Origin of the sequence: Cellulomonas sp. McL0617 (assembly GCF_049994875.1) — a bacterium.
Taxonomy (GTDB): Bacteria; Actinomycetota; Actinomycetes; order Actinomycetales; family Cellulomonadaceae; genus Cellulomonas.
This window is the reverse complement of the sequence record NZ_CP188256.1, coordinates 3,277,856-3,292,518: the sequence shown is the minus strand read 5'-3', so window position 1 is coordinate 3,292,518 and position 14,663 is coordinate 3,277,856. Positions and strand designations below refer to the sequence as shown.

Annotated in this window: 19 protein-coding genes; 16 read left to right on the top strand and 3 right to left on the bottom strand. The window is 71.4% G+C overall.

Annotated features, from left to right (window positions below; all coding sequences use genetic code 11):
* Nucleotides 1-39 precede the first annotated feature (39 nt).
* The 7 genes from infA to ACPPVS_RS14795 all read left to right on the top strand — a co-directional run bounded on the left by infA (nt 40) and on the right by ACPPVS_RS14795 (nt 4,002).
* The gene (gene infA / locus ACPPVS_RS14825; RefSeq protein WP_013770189.1) at nt 40-261 is read left to right on the top strand and encodes a translation initiation factor IF-1; all 222 of its coding nucleotides are present in this window, start codon (nt 40-42) and stop codon (nt 259-261) included.
* Nucleotides 262-324: 63 nt separating this feature from the next.
* Nucleotides 325-438, top strand: a complete 114-nt coding sequence (gene rpmJ / locus ACPPVS_RS14820) for a 50S ribosomal protein L36 (RefSeq protein WP_013117849.1) — start codon at nt 325-327, stop codon at nt 436-438.
* 159 nt (nt 439-597) lie between these two features.
* The gene (gene rpsM / locus ACPPVS_RS14815; protein ID WP_028045044.1) at nt 598-978 is read left to right on the top strand and encodes a 30S ribosomal protein S13; all 381 of its coding nucleotides are present in this window, start codon (nt 598-600) and stop codon (nt 976-978) included.
* 60 nt (nt 979-1,038) lie between these two features.
* Complete coding sequence (gene rpsK, locus ACPPVS_RS14810; RefSeq protein ID WP_028050085.1) at nt 1,039-1,440, top strand: 30S ribosomal protein S11; 402 nt, start codon at nt 1,039-1,041, stop codon at nt 1,438-1,440.
* A 135-nt stretch (nt 1,441-1,575) separates the two neighbouring features.
* Nucleotides 1,576-2,586, top strand: coding sequence for a DNA-directed RNA polymerase subunit alpha (locus ACPPVS_RS14805; RefSeq protein WP_426593018.1), 1,011 nt, complete (start codon nt 1,576-1,578; stop codon nt 2,584-2,586).
* Between the two features lie 68 nt (nt 2,587-2,654).
* Nucleotides 2,655-3,200, top strand: coding sequence for a 50S ribosomal protein L17 (gene rplQ / locus ACPPVS_RS14800; protein WP_426593017.1), 546 nt, complete (start codon nt 2,655-2,657; stop codon nt 3,198-3,200).
* 67 nt (nt 3,201-3,267) lie between these two features.
* Nucleotides 3,268-4,002, top strand: a complete 735-nt coding sequence (locus ACPPVS_RS14795) for an alpha/beta fold hydrolase (RefSeq protein ID WP_426593016.1) — start codon at nt 3,268-3,270, stop codon at nt 4,000-4,002.
* On the opposite strand, the gene ACPPVS_RS14790 is transcribed toward ACPPVS_RS14795, so the two are convergent.
* Nucleotides 3,977-4,744 carry an ROK family protein gene (locus tag ACPPVS_RS14790; RefSeq protein ID WP_426593015.1) on the bottom strand — a complete coding sequence of 256 codons (768 nt, stop codon included), beginning with the start codon at nt 4,742-4,744 and terminating at the stop codon, nt 3,977-3,979. The two genes, ACPPVS_RS14795 and ACPPVS_RS14790, sit on opposite strands and share 26 nt — an antisense overlap.
* A gap of 63 nt (nt 4,745-4,807) precedes the next feature.
* Here ACPPVS_RS14790 and truA point away from each other — a divergent pair, with 63 nt between their 5' ends.
* Nucleotides 4,808-5,716 (top strand): tRNA pseudouridine(38-40) synthase TruA, encoded by a 909-nt coding sequence (truA, locus tag ACPPVS_RS14785; RefSeq protein ID WP_426593014.1) that lies wholly within the window; start codon nt 4,808-4,810, stop codon nt 5,714-5,716.
* Here the strand turns inward: truA and ACPPVS_RS14780 are convergent.
* Nucleotides 5,713-6,162, bottom strand: a complete 450-nt coding sequence (locus tag ACPPVS_RS14780; RefSeq protein WP_426593013.1) for a DUF5709 domain-containing protein — start codon at nt 6,160-6,162, stop codon at nt 5,713-5,715. The two genes, truA and ACPPVS_RS14780, sit on opposite strands and share 4 nt — an antisense overlap.
* Nucleotides 6,163-6,241: 79 nt before the next feature.
* Between ACPPVS_RS14780 and ACPPVS_RS14775 the strand changes: the two genes are divergently transcribed.
* Nucleotides 6,242-7,924, top strand: coding sequence for an ABC-F family ATP-binding cassette domain-containing protein (locus ACPPVS_RS14775; RefSeq protein WP_426593012.1), 1,683 nt, complete (start codon nt 6,242-6,244; stop codon nt 7,922-7,924).
* Between the two features lie 17 nt (nt 7,925-7,941).
* Here the strand turns inward: ACPPVS_RS14775 and ACPPVS_RS14770 are convergent, their stop codons facing one another.
* Nucleotides 7,942-8,538 carry a LysE/ArgO family amino acid transporter gene (locus ACPPVS_RS14770; RefSeq protein WP_426593011.1) on the bottom strand — a complete coding sequence of 199 codons (597 nt, stop codon included), beginning with the start codon at nt 8,536-8,538 and terminating at the stop codon, nt 7,942-7,944.
* A gap of 71 nt (nt 8,539-8,609) precedes the next feature.
* Here ACPPVS_RS14770 and ACPPVS_RS14765 point away from each other — a divergent pair, with 71 nt between their 5' ends.
* The 7 genes from ACPPVS_RS14765 (at nt 8,610) to ACPPVS_RS14735 (ending at nt 14,529) form a co-directional block, all read left to right on the top strand.
* Nucleotides 8,610-9,542: a LysR family transcriptional regulator ArgP gene (locus ACPPVS_RS14765; protein ID WP_426593010.1), complete on the top strand. Its 933-nt coding sequence runs from the start codon at nt 8,610-8,612 to the stop codon at nt 9,540-9,542.
* A gap of 217 nt (nt 9,543-9,759) precedes the next feature.
* Nucleotides 9,760-10,209, top strand: coding sequence for a 50S ribosomal protein L13 (gene rplM, locus ACPPVS_RS14760; protein ID WP_028045033.1), 450 nt, complete (start codon nt 9,760-9,762; stop codon nt 10,207-10,209).
* Between the two features lie 38 nt (nt 10,210-10,247).
* Nucleotides 10,248-10,736 (top strand): 30S ribosomal protein S9, encoded by a 489-nt coding sequence (rpsI, locus tag ACPPVS_RS14755; protein ID WP_426593009.1) that lies wholly within the window; start codon nt 10,248-10,250, stop codon nt 10,734-10,736.
* Nucleotides 10,737-10,857: 121 nt separating this feature from the next.
* Entirely contained in the window at nt 10,858-12,207 is a 1,350-nt protein-coding gene (glmM, locus tag ACPPVS_RS14750) for a phosphoglucosamine mutase (protein WP_426593008.1), read from the top strand.
* Nucleotides 12,204-12,890: a peptide deformylase gene (locus tag ACPPVS_RS14745; protein WP_426593007.1), complete on the top strand. Its 687-nt coding sequence runs from the start codon at nt 12,204-12,206 to the stop codon at nt 12,888-12,890. The genes glmM and ACPPVS_RS14745 overlap by 4 nt, the downstream gene beginning before the upstream one ends.
* Nucleotides 12,891-13,018: 128 nt before the next feature.
* The gene (locus ACPPVS_RS14740; RefSeq protein ID WP_426593006.1) at nt 13,019-13,690 is read left to right on the top strand and encodes a DedA family protein; all 672 of its coding nucleotides are present in this window, start codon (nt 13,019-13,021) and stop codon (nt 13,688-13,690) included.
* A 104-nt stretch (nt 13,691-13,794) separates the two neighbouring features.
* A complete protein-coding gene (locus ACPPVS_RS14735) occupies nt 13,795-14,529 on the top strand; it encodes a DedA family protein (RefSeq protein ID WP_426593005.1) in 735 nt (244 codons plus the stop codon).
* Nucleotides 14,530-14,663: the final 134 nt, after the last annotated feature.

The window sequence follows — 14,663 nt, the reverse complement described above, 5'->3', positions numbered from 1 at the left end:
GTGGGTCGAACAGTCTCGGACGAACAGTTAGCGGAGGATATGGCGAAGAAGGACGGTGTCATCGAGATCGAGGGCAGCGTCGTGGAGGCTCTGCCCAACGCGATGTTTCGCGTGGAGCTCACCAACGGCCACAAGGTGCTCGCCCACATCTCGGGCAAGATGCGTCAGCACTACATCCGGATCCTCCCCGAGGACCGCGTGGTGGTGGAGCTGAGCCCGTACGACCTGTCCCGTGGCCGGATCGTCTACCGCTACAAGTAACAGCCACTCGATCACGCCGTCCTCCCGACACGGAGACCACACGGCGGCGGAGGAAAACACGCGATGAAGGTCAAGCCCAGCGTCAAGAAGATCTGCGACAAGTGCAAGGTGATCCGCCGGCACGGTCGCGTCCAGGTGATCTGCGAGAACCTGCGCCACAAGCAGCGCCAGGGCTGACGCCCTAGCACTTCTGCAGGAACGAGCACCACCAGCAAGCAAGCGCACCACCACCTCGGGCCCTCGGGCCCGGTGAACCCCCGGTCGGAGGCCGGGGCCCGCAGCACGCGGGGAGGTGGTGCGGAAGACCTCCGATGCAGTTCAGGAGCCACCAGGCACATGGCACGTCTTGTCGGAGTCGACCTCCCCCGCGAGAAGCGGCTCGAGATCGCACTCACCTACATCTACGGCGTCGGGCGCACGCGCGCGCAGGCGACCCTCGCCGCCACCGGTATCAGCCCGGACGTCCGCGTGAAGGACCTCGGTGACACCGAGCTCGTCGCGCTGCGTGACTTCCTCGAGGGCAACTACAAGCTCGAAGGTGACCTCCGCCGTGAGGTCGCCGCCGACATCCGCCGCAAGGTCGAGATCGGCTGCTACGAGGGCCTGCGCCACCGCCGTGGCCTTCCCGTGCGCGGTCAGCGCACGAAGACCAACGCGCGTACCCGCAAGGGCCCCAAGCGCACCGTCGCCGGCAAGAAGAAGGCCGGGCGCAAGTAGCCCTCCGCCCCGGGCGCCTCGCGCCAGGGCACGCCGTCAAGACCTCGAGAGAAGAAGAGAATGCCTCCCAAGACCCGTTCCGCCGTGCGCAAGCCGCGCCGCAAGGAGAAGAAGAACGTCTCCCACGGCCAGGCGCACATCAAGAGCACGTTCAACAACACGATCATCTCCATCACCGACCCGTCGGGCGCCGTCATCGCGTCCGCCTCGTCGGGCCAGGTGGGCTTCAAGGGCTCGCGCAAGTCGACCCCGTTCGCGGCGCAGCTCGCCGCCGAGGCCGCCGCTCGCCGCGCCCAGGAGCACGGCATGAAGAAGGTCGACGTCTTCGTCAAGGGCCCCGGCTCCGGCCGTGAGACCGCGATCCGTTCGCTGCAGGCGACCGGCCTCGAGGTCGGCTCGATCCAGGACGTGACGCCCCAGGCGCACAACGGCTGCCGTCCGCCCAAGCGCCGCCGCGTCTGACCATGGTTTCGGCCGGGTCGGTGCTCACCAGCACCGGCCCGGCATCAGTCCGTCCGACCAGGTGGACCGAGACCAGGTCGGCTCGTAGTACTGCGCAGCGTCATATGGCGGACGCCCGCTGAGAGGAAATACACCGTGCTGATTGCACAGCGCCCCACCCTGACCGAAGAGGTCATCTCGGAGAACCGGTCGCGGTTCTCCATCGAGCCCCTGGAGCCGGGTTTCGGCTACACGCTCGGCAACTCGCTCCGCCGGACGCTGCTGTCCTCCATCCCGGGTGCCGCCGTCACGTCGATCCGCATCGACGGCGTGCTCCACGAGTTCTCGACCGTTCCTGGTGTCAAGGAAGACGTCACCGAGATCATCCTCAACATCAAGCAGCTGGTCGTCTCCTCGGAGAACGACGAGCCCGTCGTGATGTACCTGCGCAAGCAGGGTGCCGGTGAGGTCTCCGCGGCCGACATCGTCCCGCCGGCCGGCGTCGAGGTGCACAACCCCGACCTGCACCTGGCGACGCTGAACGACAAGGGCAAGCTCGAGATCGAGCTGACCGTCGAGCGCGGCCGCGGCTACGTGTCGGCCAACCAGAACAAGTCGTTCGACGCCGAGATCGGCCGCATCCCGGTCGACTCGATCTACTCGCCCGTCCTCAAGGTGACCTACAAGGTCGAGGCGACGCGTGTCGAGCAGCGCACGGACTTCGACAAGCTGATCGTCGACGTCGAGACCAAGTCGGCGATCGGCCCCCGCGACGCGCTGGCTTCGGCCGGCAAGACGCTGGTGGAGCTGTTCGGTCTGGCCCGTGAGCTCAACGTCGAGGCCGAGGGCATCGAGATCGGCCCGTCGCCGACGGACGCCGCGCTCGCCGCGGACCTCGCGCTGCCGATCGAGGACCTGCAGCTCACGATCCGCTCCTACAACTGCCTCAAGCGTGAGGGCATCCACTCCGTGGGTGAGCTCGTTGCGCGCTCCGAGGCCGACCTCCTGGACATCCGCAACTTCGGTGCGAAGTCCATCACCGAGGTCAAGGAGAAGCTCGCCGAGCTCGGCCTGACGCTCAAGGACAGCCCGCTCGACTTCGACCCGTCCGCCACCGCCTACTACGGCGACGACGAGGGCGACTTCGTCGAGGACGAGCAGTACTGACGCCGGGGAAGCTCGCGGGCCGCTGAGCCCGCGAGCAGCCCATCACTGGAACTCAAGGAGTAATAACCATGCCTACGCCCACCAAGGGTCCCCGGCTCGGTGGCGGACCGGCGCACGAGCGGCTGATCCTCGCGAACCTCGCGACGCAGCTGTTCGAGCACAAGCGCATCACGACGACCGAGACGAAGGCCAAGCGCCTGCGTCCGCTCGCCGAGCGCCTCATCACGTTCGCCAAGCGTGGTGACCTGCACGCCCGCCGCCGCGTGATGACCGTCGTCAAGGACAAGTCCGTCGTGCACGTGCTGTTCACCGAGATCGCTCCGGCCGTCGCCGAGCGTCAGGGTGGCTACACGCGCATCACCAAGATCGGCCCGCGCAAGGGCGACAACGCCCCGATGGCCGTCATCGAGCTCGTGCTCGAGCCGCTCTCGCCCAAGCAGGCCGTCGTGAAGGAGGCCACCAAGGCCGCCTCCAAGGCTGCCCCCAAGGCGGAGAAGGCCGACAAGGTCGAGGACGCGCCCGTCGAGGAGACGATCGTCGAGGACGCCCCGGTCGAGGAGACCGAGACCGTCGTCGAGGACGCCCCCGTCGAGGACGAGGCCGACAAGGCCTGACGCCGTTCACGAGAGGGCCCGGAACCGCACTGGTTCCGGGCCCTCTCGCGTGCCTAGAGTCGCGGGCATGAGCCTGCCCGTCGTCCTGGTGCACGGGTTGCGGACGTCGCGCACGATGTGGCGGGCGCAGCTCGAGGCCCTCGCCCGTGCCGGACGTGCCGCCGTGGCCGTGGACCTCCCCGGGCACGGGAGCCGGGTCGGCGAACAGTTCACGCTCGACGCCGCCGTGGACGAGGTCGCGCGGGCGGTCGACGAGGTCGGCGGTCGCGCGTTCGTCGTCGGCCTCTCGCTGGGCGGGTACGTGGGGATCCGGCACGCCGCGCGGCACCCGGAGCAGGTGGCCGGGCTGCTCGCGGCGTCCTGCTCGACGAGACCGCACGGGGTCCTGCTCGCGGGGTGGGCGCTCGGTGCCCGATACATCGTGCGGCTGCCCGACGGCGGGGCCCGGCTGAACCAGTTCTTCGTCGACCTCGCCCTGCCGCCGGCGGGCGCCGCCGACGCCGGCGCCGGCGGGTTCGCACTGGACGTCACCGACGACGTGCTGCGCGAGATGGCGACGGCGACGCCGCTGGAGGACCTGGCGCTGGTCGAGACGCCGGTGTGGCTGGTGAACGGTCGGCTCGACCACTTCCGCGGCGAGGAGCGCCGGTTCCTGGCGGCGTGCCGCGACGGGCGCCTGGTCGTCGTGCCGGGCGCGACGCACCTGGTGAACCTGGTCCAGCCGACGCGGTTCACGCGGGTGCTGCTGGAGGCGCTGGCGGAGGTGGACGAACGGGTCAGTGGCCCAGCGACCAGGCTCTGACCCCGCCGACGATGCCGGCCTGGTTGGGCACGACGACGACGTCGTCGCCGAGCCTGGCGAGCACCTGCGGCGTCACCCGCCGGGCGTTGCCGCCGCCGAGGTAGAGACGGTCCCACCAGAACACCGGCCGAAGCCCTTCGACGACGCGACGCACCCGCCGGGACCACAGCCCGTCACCGAGGCGGGCGCGCTCGACCTGCCCGATGTACACGTCGTACGACGTGCCCCAGCGGACGGGAGCGTGCGAGAGCTCCAGGTGCGGGGCGAGCTTGCCGCCGTCGAAGAGCGCCGAGCCCAGGCCCGTGCCCAGGGTGAGCACGAGCTCGATGCCCGTGCCGGAGACGACTCCCGCGCCGTGCACCTCGGCGTCGTTGAGGACGAGCGTCGGCAGGCCGAGCCGGGCCTCGACGCTCGCGCGGATGTCGCACCCGGTCCAGGCCGCGAGCAGATCGGGGTCGACGGCGCTGCGGGGTCCGCTGCGAGTGACGTAGTGCGGGGTCGCGACGACGACGCCGTGCCGGATCATCCCCGGCATCCCGACGGTGGCGCGGTCCGCCGGCGGCAGGCCCGAGGCGATGTCCGCGATCGTCGACACCAGCCTTTCCGGGGACAGCGGGTAGGGCGTCGCCACCCGGACCGCGGGGGCGTGCAGGGTGCCGGCCGAGTCGAGCACGGACGCCTTGATCCCTCCGCCGCCGCAGTCGACGGCGAGCGTGAACAGGTCCTCGAGGCTCTTCGACACGCTGCCACGCTATCGATGCGCCGCGGGCGGCGTCATTCGTCGCCTCGGCTAGCGTGTGGACCCGTGAGCGCGAGCCCCGACGATGACGCTGCGGTGCGGCTGCGGCTGGACCTCGCCTACGACGGCAGCCGCTTCGCGGGGTGGGCGGTGCAGCCCGGGCTGCGGACCGTCCAGGGAGTGCTCGAGGACGCCCTGGGCATGGTCCTGCGCACGGACGGGCCACCGCGGGTGACGGTCGCCGGGCGGACGGACTCGGGCGTGCACGCGCGCGGCCAGGTGGCGCACGTCGACATCCCCGTCGGTCTGCTGGAGCGGTCCCGTGGGCGCGCTGAGCGGCCGGTCGAGGAGGCGCTGCTCACCCGGCTGGGCGGGGTGCTGCCGACGGACCTGGTCGTCCATGCGGTGACCCAGGCACCCGACGGCTTCGACGCGCGGTTCTCGGCGTTGCGGCGTAGGTACACGTACCGGGTCTGCGACGACTCGGCGCGGCGCGACCCGCTCGCCCGCGCGCACGTCCTCTGGCACCGGCGGCCGCTGGACGTCGAGGCGATGGACGTCGCGGGCCGGCCGCTGGAGGGTCGGCACGACTTCGCGTCGTACTGCAAGCCGCGGGCGGGGGCGACGACGATCCGCACGCTCGAGGTCTTCCGGTGGTCCAGGCCGCTCGACGGGCCGGATGCGGGGCTGGTCGTCGCGACCGTGCAGGCGGACGCGTTCTGCCACTCCATGGTGCGCACCCTCGTGGGCGCCAGCGTGGCCGTGGGGGAGGGCCGTCGGGACGCGGGCTGGCCCGCCCAGCTGCTCGCCGCCCGGAGCCGGCTTGCCGGCGCGCACGTGGTGCCCGCGCACGGGCTCACGCTCGAAGAGGTGGGCTACCCCGCCGACGACGAGATGGGTGCGCGGGCCGAGCGGACGCGGTCTCGTCGCGAAGCCCACGACGTGGACCCGCGACCGCAGGGGTGCTGCGGCTAGAGCTCGTCGTCGTCGTCGTGGTAGCGACGGTCGTCCACGTACTCCTCGGCGATGAGGTGCACGGCGGCCTCCTCGGCGCTCGCGGCTCCGCCCGAGATCCCGGCGTCGACCGCGAACCCGTCCGTGCCGCCGGCCTCGACCGCGCCGTCGTCCTCGACGAGGCGTCCGGCACGGAACTGCTCGCGGTCGTCGAACGGAAGGCTGCGCGCCTCCCAGACCTCGGGCTCCTCCTGGCCGATGCGCTGGTCGATCGTCTCGCGGTGCGCCTCCTCCCACGGCGTCTCGCCGTAGTGGTTGGCGCGCCCACGGGTGGGCACCGAGTAGCCCTCGTCGAGCAGGTCGTCCACGCCACGGTCCAGCAGGGTGTCCTCGCTGGGCAGCTGGTCGGTGTCGCCCTCGCTGTCGAGCTCGGGATCGCTGCTGGTGCCGGACGTGTCGTAGCTCATGCCCCGACCTTCGCACCGCACGCGGCCGGACGCCAGTATTGCGATGCCGCGGGTCGTGGCGCCAAGGGACACTGGTCGCATGGGTCACCTCGACATCGGCGGGATCGGCTACGTGCTGTCCGACGGCCGTCCGCTCCTCGACGACGTCACGTTCCGGGTCGCTGACGGCGCTCGAGTGGCCCTCGTCGGCCCCAACGGTGCCGGCAAGACGACACTGCTGCGGATCGTCGCCGGCGACGAGCAGCCGCACGCGGGGTCCGTCGGGCGCAGCGGCGGGCTGGGCATCATGCGGCAGGACATCGGCCGGATCAACGACGACCGCTCGATCCGCGACCTGCTGGCGTCGCTCGCGGTCGCCTCGGTCCGCGACGCCGCCGTCGAGCTGAGCGCCGCGGAGATCGTCATCATGGAGACCGACGACGAGCCGTCGCAGATGCGGTACGCGCAGGCGCTGGTCGACTGGGCGGACGTCGGCGGCTACGAGGCTGAGGCCGGCTGGGACCGGGTCACCGACGCCGTGCTGAGCATCCCGTTCGACCAGGCGCAGCACCGCGAGGTGCGGTCGCTGTCCGGCGGCGAGCAGAAGCGGCTCGTGCTGGAGGCGCTGCTGCGGGGTCCCGACGAGGTCCTGCTGCTCGACGAACCCGACAACGCGCTCGACGTGCCCACCAAGCGGTGGCTGGAGGACAAGCTGCGGGCGTCGAACAAGACCGTGCTGTTCGTCAGCCACGACCGCGAGATGCTCGCCAACGTGGCCACCCAGGTGGCCACCCTCGAGCCGGGCGTCATGGGGGCGACGGTCTGGGTGCACGGTGGCGGGTTCGGCACGTACCACCAGGCGCGCGAGGACCGGCGCACGCGGCTGGAGGAGCTGCTGCGGCGTTGGGAGGAGGAGCATGCCAAGCTCAAGGAGCTCGTGCTCACCCTCAAGACGAAGTCGGCCTTCAACGACGGCCTCGCGTCGCGCTACCAGGCCGCCCAGACGCGGCTGCGCAAGTTCGAGGAGGCCGGGCCCCCCACGCTGCTGGCCCGCGAGCAGAACGTCCGCGTCCGCCTGCACGGTGGCCGCACGGCCAAGCGCGCGGTCGTCGCGACCGGGCTCGAGCTGACCGGGCTGATGAAGCCGTTCGACCTCGAGGTCTGGTTCGGCGAGCGCGTGGCGGTGCTCGGCTCCAACGGCTCGGGCAAGTCGCACTTCCTACGGCTCCTGGCCGCCGGCGGCAGCGACCCGAGCCCCGAGCACGAGCCCGCCGACGACACCCCCGTCGCGCCCGTGCAGCACACCGGTCGCGTGGTGCTCGGCCCGCGCGTGCGACCCGGGTGGTTCGCGCAGAACCACGGCCACCCGGAGCTCGTGGGCCGGACGCTGCTGGAGATCCTCAACCGGGGGGTCGGGCACCGGTCGGGGATCGGTCGCGAGCAGGCGTCCAAGGCGCTGGACCGGTACGAGCTCGTCGCGGCCGCCGAGCAGCGGTACGAGACGCTCTCGGGCGGTCAGCAGGCGCGTCTGCAGATCCTCCTGCTGGAGCTGGGCGGCGCGACGCTGCTGCTGCTGGACGAGCCCACCGACAACCTCGACCTGCACTCGGCGGAGGCCCTGGAGACGGGTCTGGCCGCGTTCGAGGGGACGGTCATGGCCGTCACCCACGACCGCTGGTTCACGCGCACCTTCGACCGGTTCCTGGTCTTCGGCGCCGACGGTGACGTGGTCGAGACGCCGGAGCCCGTGTGGGACGCGGGCCGGGTGGAGCGCGCGCGATAGACGCGCCGGGCGCTGGGTCACAGGACGAGGGACACCGCGATCGTCGTGACGATCAGCCCGATGACGATGTCGAGGACCTGCCACGACCGCGGGCGGGCGAACAGGGGTCGCAGGTAGCCGGCGCCGAACCCGAGCGCCGCGAACCACACGATGCTCGCCACCACGGCCCCGAGCCCGAACACCCAGGCGTAGGGCTCGTGCTGGTGCGCCAGCGAGCCGATCAGCATGACCGTGTCCAGGTAGACGTTCGGGTTGAGGAACGTCAGGGCGAGGCAGGTGGTGACCACGGCCGAGAGGCTTGCCGGGCCCGCGGCCGCCGGGTCGAGGACCTCCGGGTGCCGTGCCCGCCGGAAGGAGCCGATCGCGAGCCACAGCAGGAACGCGGCGCCGACGTACTTGGTCACGGTCAGCACGGCCGGATGGTTGGCGATGATGGCGCCGAGCCCCGCGATCCCCGCCGCGATCAGGAGAGCGTCGGCCAGCGCGCAGATCACCACGACGGGCAGGACGTGCTCGCGCCGGATGCCCTGGCGGAGCACGAAGGCGTTCTGGGCGCCGATGGCGACGATGAGGCTGATCATCGTGAGCCAGCCGGCGAGGGCCGCGGGGAACATGGTCGAGAGGCTAGGCGGCGACGACGATGAAGACCAGTTCATGATTCTGAAGAACCGTTAGGATCATTCATGTGGCGTTCGATCCCGACCAACTGAGCGCCCTCGCGTCCGTGGTGCACGAGGGCAGCTTCGACGCGGCCGCGCAGCGTCTGCACATCACCCCGTCCGCGGTCAGCCAGCGGGTCAAGGCCCTAGAGCTGCAGGTGGGGCGCGTTCTGGTGCTCCGCACGCGGCCTTGCCGGCCCACCGACGACGGCGAGGTGCTGCTGCGCTTGGCAGGTCAGGTCGAGCTGCTCGGTCGCGACGCCATGAGCCTGCTCGTGCCGCCCGCGGGTGCCGTCCGCTCGGGCGGTTCGTCGCGACGGCTCCCCGTGGCAGTGAACGACGACTCGATGTCGACGTGGTTCCCGGCGGCCGTCGCGGACCTGCCGCCGGACGTCCTGCTCGACCTGCGGCGCGAGGACCAGGACCTCTCCGCGGGGCTGCTGCGGGACGGGACCGTGATGGCCGCGGTCACCGCCGACCCCCGCGCGGTCCAGGGCTGTCGCGTCCGGCGCCTGGGCGCCATGCGCTACCTGGCCGTGGCTGCGCCGCACCGTCGGGACCGCTGGTTCGGCGACGGACTGACCGCCGAGGCCTTCGCCCAGGCGCCGCTGCTGGCGTTCAACAGGGAGGATGGCCTGCAGGAACGCTTCGTCGCGGCCGTCGTCGGCCGGCGGACCGTGACGCCGATGGTGCACTACGTGCCCTCCCAGTCGGCGTTCGTCGGACTGATCGAGGCGGGCCTCGGCTGGGGGATGGTGCCGGAGGTCGCCGCCCGGGACGGGTTGGCGCGCGGGTCGCTCGTCGAGGTGCGGGCGGGTCGGACGCTGGACGTCCCGCTGTACTGGCAGCACTGGGCGCTGCGGACCCCGACGCTCGACGACCTGACCGATCGCGTGGTCGGTGCGGCGTCGGCGGCACTGCGACCGGTGCGCCGGCACGGACCGCCCGCCGCAGTGTGACCTACCGCGTTTTGACCCCCTGCCGGGGCGCCGGGTAATCTTGCTACTCGTTGTGCGTCCCCGTTCGCGCGCTGGTGTACTCAGCACCGAGCCAGAACGGCAGGACCGGTGCGTTCCCGCTCGCCGTCCGGATGCAAGCGAGAGTTCTCATCGGCGGACCCGCACCCTGCGGACTTCCGCCGCGACAAGATTCGTATCGAAACGAAGGCTGACGACCGTGCGTACGTACACCCCGAAGCCCGGCGACGTCGAGCGGAACTGGTACATCATCGACGCAAGCGATGTCGTCCTGGGCCGCTTGGCCACTCACGTGGCCACGTTGCTGCGCGGCAAGCACAAGGCGACCTTTGCTCCGCACGTCGACGGCGGTGACTTCGTCATCGTCATCAACGCGGAGAAGGTTGCTCTGACCGGCAACAAGCGCGAGAACAAGCTCGCGTACAGCCACTCCGGATACCCGGGTGGTCTGCGCGCCGTGGCCTACTCCGACCTCCTGGAGAAGCACCCCGAGCGCGCGATCGAGAAGGCAGTGCGTGGCATGCTCCCCAAGAGCTCGCTCGCGCGCCAGCAGCTCACCAAGCTCAAGGTCTACGCCGGCGCGGAGCACCCGCACGCGGCGCAGCAGCCGAAGCCCTTCGAGATCACCCAGGTTTCTCAGCAGGCGTGAGCCGGCTGAGCGCAGAGAACAAGGACGCGAGGAAACCAGTGGCAGAGACCACGGTCGACATCGACCTCGAGGGCGATGACACCCCCACCAGCTACACCTCCGAGACGGTGGCCCCCACGGGCCGCGGACTGAGCAACGTGGCCCCGGCCAACGCGCTCGGCCGTCGCAAGGAGGCGATCGCCCGCGTGCGCATCGTCCCCGGCACCGGTCAGTGGAAGGTCAACGGGCGCACGCTCGAGGACTACTTCCCGAACAAGGTGCACCAGCAGCTCGTCAACTCCCCGTTCAAGCTGGTCGACGTCGAGGGTCGCTTCGACGTCGTCGCCCGCATCACCGGTGGTGGCGTGAGCGGCCAGGCCGGCGCGCTGCGCCTGGGCATCGCCCGAGCGCTGAACGCGATCGACGAGGAGCACAACCGCCCGGCCCTGAAGAAGGCCGGCTTCCTGACCCGCGACGCCCGCGTCGTGGAGCGCAAGAAGGCCGGTCTCAAGAAGGCCCGCAAGGCTCCGCAGTACTCGAAGCGCTGATCTTCGCGCTTCCGCTCGATGGCTCCGCCGGTCCGACGACCGGCGGGGCCATCGGCATGTCTGCGACCATCGACGCGGGGTTCGTACCCCTGCCGTGCCACGACGAAGGAGTCTGACGACCATGGGGCAGCTGTTCGGCACAGACGGCGTGCGTGGGCTCGCCAACAAGGACGTCACGGCGGAGCTGGCGCTCGACCTGTCGGTCGCCGCTGCGCACGTGCTCGGGTCGCTCGGAGAGTTCGAGGGCCACCGGCCTCGCGCGATCGTCGGACGCGACTCGCGCGCGTCGGGGGAGTTCCTGGCCGCCGCGGTCTCGGCGGGGCTGGCCTCGGCGGGGGTCGACGTGAACAACGTCGGCGTGCTGCCCACACCAGCCGTCGCGTTCCTGACGGCCGCGCTCGGTGTCGACATCGGCGTCGTCCTGTCGGCCTCCCACAACCCCATGCCCGACAACGGCATCAAGTTCCTCGCCCGCGGCGGCCTCAAGCTCGACGACGAGCTCGAGGCCGCCATCGAGGCGCGCATGGGCGAGCACTGGGACCGCCCGGTCGGCGGCGACGTCGGCCGGATCCGCGTGGACACCGGGCGCGCGGGCGAGCAGTACGTCGAACACCTCGTCGGCACCATCGACGCCCCGCTGACGGGCCTGCGGATCGCGGTCGACTGCGCCAACGGTGCGGCCAGCGAGGTCGGGCCGGCGGCCCTGCGCGCTGCGGGCGCCGACGTCGTCGTCATCAATGCCTCCCCGGACGGGCGCAACATCAACGAGCAGTGCGGCTCGACCCACCCGGAGCAGCTGCAGGCGGCCGTCGTCGCCTCCGGCGCGGACCTGGGCGTCGCGTTCGACGGGGACGCGGACCGGTGCCTGGCCGTGGACGCGTCGGGCGTGCTCGTCGACGGCGACCAGATCATGGGCATCCTCGCCGTCGCCATGAAGGACCGCGGCGACCTGGTCGACGACACCCTGGTCACCACGGTGATGAGCAACCTGGGTCTGAAGATCGCGATGACCGAGGCCGGGATCGCGACCATCCACACCGCGGTCGGCGACCGGTACGTGCTCGAGGCGATGCGCGCCGGCGGGTACTCGCTCGGCGGAGAGCAGTCCGGGCACATCATCATGGCCGCGCACGCGACGACGGGCGACGGCGTCCTGACCGCTCTGCAGCTGGCCGCGCGGGTCGCGGCGACCGGGGACACCATCGCCAGGCTCGCGGGCATCGTCCGGCGGCTGCCGCAGACGCTGGTCAACGTGCCCGGAGTGGACAAGAACCGTGCCGACGACGACGCCCCGCTGCTCGACGCGGTGCGACGGGCCGAGGCGGGACTGGGTGACACGGGCCGGGTGCTGCTGCGCTCGTCGGGCACCGAGAACCTGGTCCGTGTCATGGTCGAGGCGGGCACCCAGAGCGACGCGGACCGCATCGCCCACGAGCTGGCCGACGTCGTGCGGGAACGGCTGGCCCTGTGAGTCGGGACGACGAACCGCGGTACGCCGGACCCCAGTGGGACCAGGCGCTGCGCGACACCGCGCTGTGGATCATCGAGGCGGGCGCGCGCTCGGACCAGGGACTGGCGCCCATCGTCCAGGCGGGCCATCCGGCGCTGCGGGCCGTGGCGACGCCGTACGACGCGCAGCTTTCCGACGACGAGCTGGCGGCCCTGCTCGACGTCATGCACGCGACGATGCGCGCGGCCCCCGGCGTCGGTCTGGCAGCCCCACAGCTGGGCCTCCCGCTCGCGCTCGCCGTGCTGGAGGACCCGGGCACCGTGTCCGAGGACCACGCGCAGGCGCGCGAGCGTGAACCCCTCCCGTACCGCGTGCTCGTCAACCCGTCGTACGAGCCCGTCGGTCCGGAACGCTCCTCGTTCTACGAGGGGTGCCTGAGCGTCGTCGGCTACACCGCGGTCGTGTCCCGCGCGCGCCAGGTGCGTCTGACCGGTCTCGACGAGCAGGGCACCGCGCTCGACGAGGTCGTGACCGGCTGGTCCGCGCGGATCGTCCAGCACGAGACCGACCACCTGCGCGGCACGCTCTACCTCGACCGGGCCGAGCTGCGCTCGCTGGCCACGACCGACGGGTTCGGCGCGCGCTGGGCGGCCGAGCCGAGCCCCGCGGCCGCCGGCCACGCCCTCGGGTTCCCCCTGGACTGACTCAGGGTCCCGGGGGAATACCCCAGGGTCGATCCGGGGGTCTCCCCCATGTCGGCGCGGACGACCCCTGCCTAGCGTGGAGCGCAGAGGGCACGCCGGTCGGGCCGCCCCGACAGAGGGAGCGCGTCATGGTCGAAGCATGGGCCGTGGCTCTCGCGGGGTCGCCGTGGATCTTCCTCGTCGTGTACCTCTTCGCCACCATCGACGGATTCTTCCCACCGATCCCCAGCGAGTCGGTGGTCATCGCGCTCGCGGCGCTCGCGATCTCCCAGGGCACCCCGAACCTGTGGCTCCTGATGCTGGCGGCAGCGCTCGGTGCGTTCACCGGTGACCAGATCGCCTACCAGATCGGCACCCGGGTGAAGGTGCACGAGCTCCGGATGTTCCGACCGGCGCGAGCTCGAGCGGCGATCCTGTGGGCGCAGGAGGCCCTCGCCCGACGAGGTGCCACCTTCATCATCTCCGCTCGGTTCGTCCCGGTGGGCCGCGTGGCCGTGAACATGACGGCGGGGGCGGTGGGCTATCCGCGCCGCCGGTTCGTCGGGCTGGCCGCGATCGCCTCGACGTCGTGGGCGATGTACGCCGCACTGATCGGCATCGGCGCGGGCGCGTGGTTCGGCGACCACACGATGCTGGGGGTCCTGGTCGGCGTGGTCGGCGGCGTGACGCTGGGCTTCCTCATCGACCGGGTCCTGCGCAGGCTCACCCGCACCGAGCACGCTCCTCACGAGCAGACCGCGGGCGCCACCGTCCTCGCCGAGCCGGCCGCCACCGAGCGCGAGCCGGCGGGGGTCGCGTGACGGTACGCGGATGACGTGCGGCGGCTCCGACGGATCCCGAGGTCTCCTGGTACCGGGCACGACTCGGGGCCGCCTACCGTTGAGGAGGACAACCGGTCACGATCGTGGGCGGGCGGGCGCACGGGGAAGGGCTGCAGGCGATGGAGGCGTGGGCGCTGGCACTGGCGGGATCCCCGTGGATCTTCGTCGTCCTCTACGTCTTCGCCGCCGTCGACGGGTTCTTCCCGCCGATCCCGAGCGAGTCCCTGGTGATCGCCCTCGCCGCGGTCGCGGTCTCGAACGGCGAACCGAACATCTGGCTGCTCATGCTGGTGGCGGCGCTCGGCGCGTTCACGGGTGACCAGATCGCCTACCAGATCGGCACCAAGGTCAAGGTGCGTCAGCTCAGGATCCTCAGCTCGGCGCGCGGACAGGCCGCGATCGACTGGGCGGAGAGCACGCTCGCGAGGCGGGGAGCGGCGTTCATCATAGCCGCGCGCTACGTCCCCATCGGCCGGGTGGCCGTCAACATGACGGCCGGGGCCGTCGGCTACCCGCGTCGCCGGTTCGTGGGCCTCACGGCGCTGGCTGCCGTCACCTGGGCCGTCTATGCCTCGCTGATCGGCATCGGCGCCGGCGCATGGCTCGGCGACCACATGATCGTCGCGGTCGGCGTCGGCGTGCTCGGAGGCGTCCTGCTCGGCATCGGGATCGACTGGCTCCTGCGCAGGCTGAGCCACGGGCCGGTCGGGGTCGAGACCGCCGACGAGACCGCCGACGACATGGCCCTCGAGACCGAGGTCTCGACGGCCCCTGTGCATCCGGTCACGGGACGCTCACGATCGGGCCCCGCGGCCTAACGATCTGGTATCGGGGGCGTCATCGTCGTCATGACTGCCGTTACCCTCGAAGTGTGCCGACGCCGAGGCTGGCACTCCCATTACTGATGCCACCCGGTGGGGGTGCGCGGCGGCATGGGCAAAAAGGGGGAGCG

Coding starts and splice junctions, on each gene's coding strand:
- infA (WP_013770189.1), top strand. CDS start 40: ATGGCGAAGAAGGACGGTGTCATCGAGATCGAGGGCAGCGTCGTGGAG.
- rpmJ (WP_013117849.1), top strand. CDS start 325: ATGAAGGTCAAGCCCAGCGTCAAGAAGATCTGCGACAAGTGCAAGGTG.
- rpsM (WP_028045044.1), top strand. CDS start 598: ATGGCACGTCTTGTCGGAGTCGACCTCCCCCGCGAGAAGCGGCTCGAG.
- rpsK (WP_028050085.1), top strand. CDS start 1,039: ATGCCTCCCAAGACCCGTTCCGCCGTGCGCAAGCCGCGCCGCAAGGAG.
- rplQ (WP_426593017.1), top strand. CDS start 2,655: ATGCCTACGCCCACCAAGGGTCCCCGGCTCGGTGGCGGACCGGCGCAC.
- ACPPVS_RS14795 (WP_426593016.1), top strand. CDS start 3,268: ATGAGCCTGCCCGTCGTCCTGGTGCACGGGTTGCGGACGTCGCGCACG.
- ACPPVS_RS14780 (WP_426593013.1), bottom strand. CDS start 6,162: ATGAGCTACGACACGTCCGGCACCAGCAGCGATCCCGAGCTCGACAGC.
- ACPPVS_RS14775 (WP_426593012.1), top strand. CDS start 6,242: ATGGGTCACCTCGACATCGGCGGGATCGGCTACGTGCTGTCCGACGGC.
- ACPPVS_RS14770 (WP_426593011.1), bottom strand. CDS start 8,538: ATGTTCCCCGCGGCCCTCGCCGGCTGGCTCACGATGATCAGCCTCATC.
- glmM (WP_426593008.1), top strand. CDS start 10,858: ATGGGGCAGCTGTTCGGCACAGACGGCGTGCGTGGGCTCGCCAACAAG.
- ACPPVS_RS14740 (WP_426593006.1), top strand. CDS start 13,019: ATGGTCGAAGCATGGGCCGTGGCTCTCGCGGGGTCGCCGTGGATCTTC.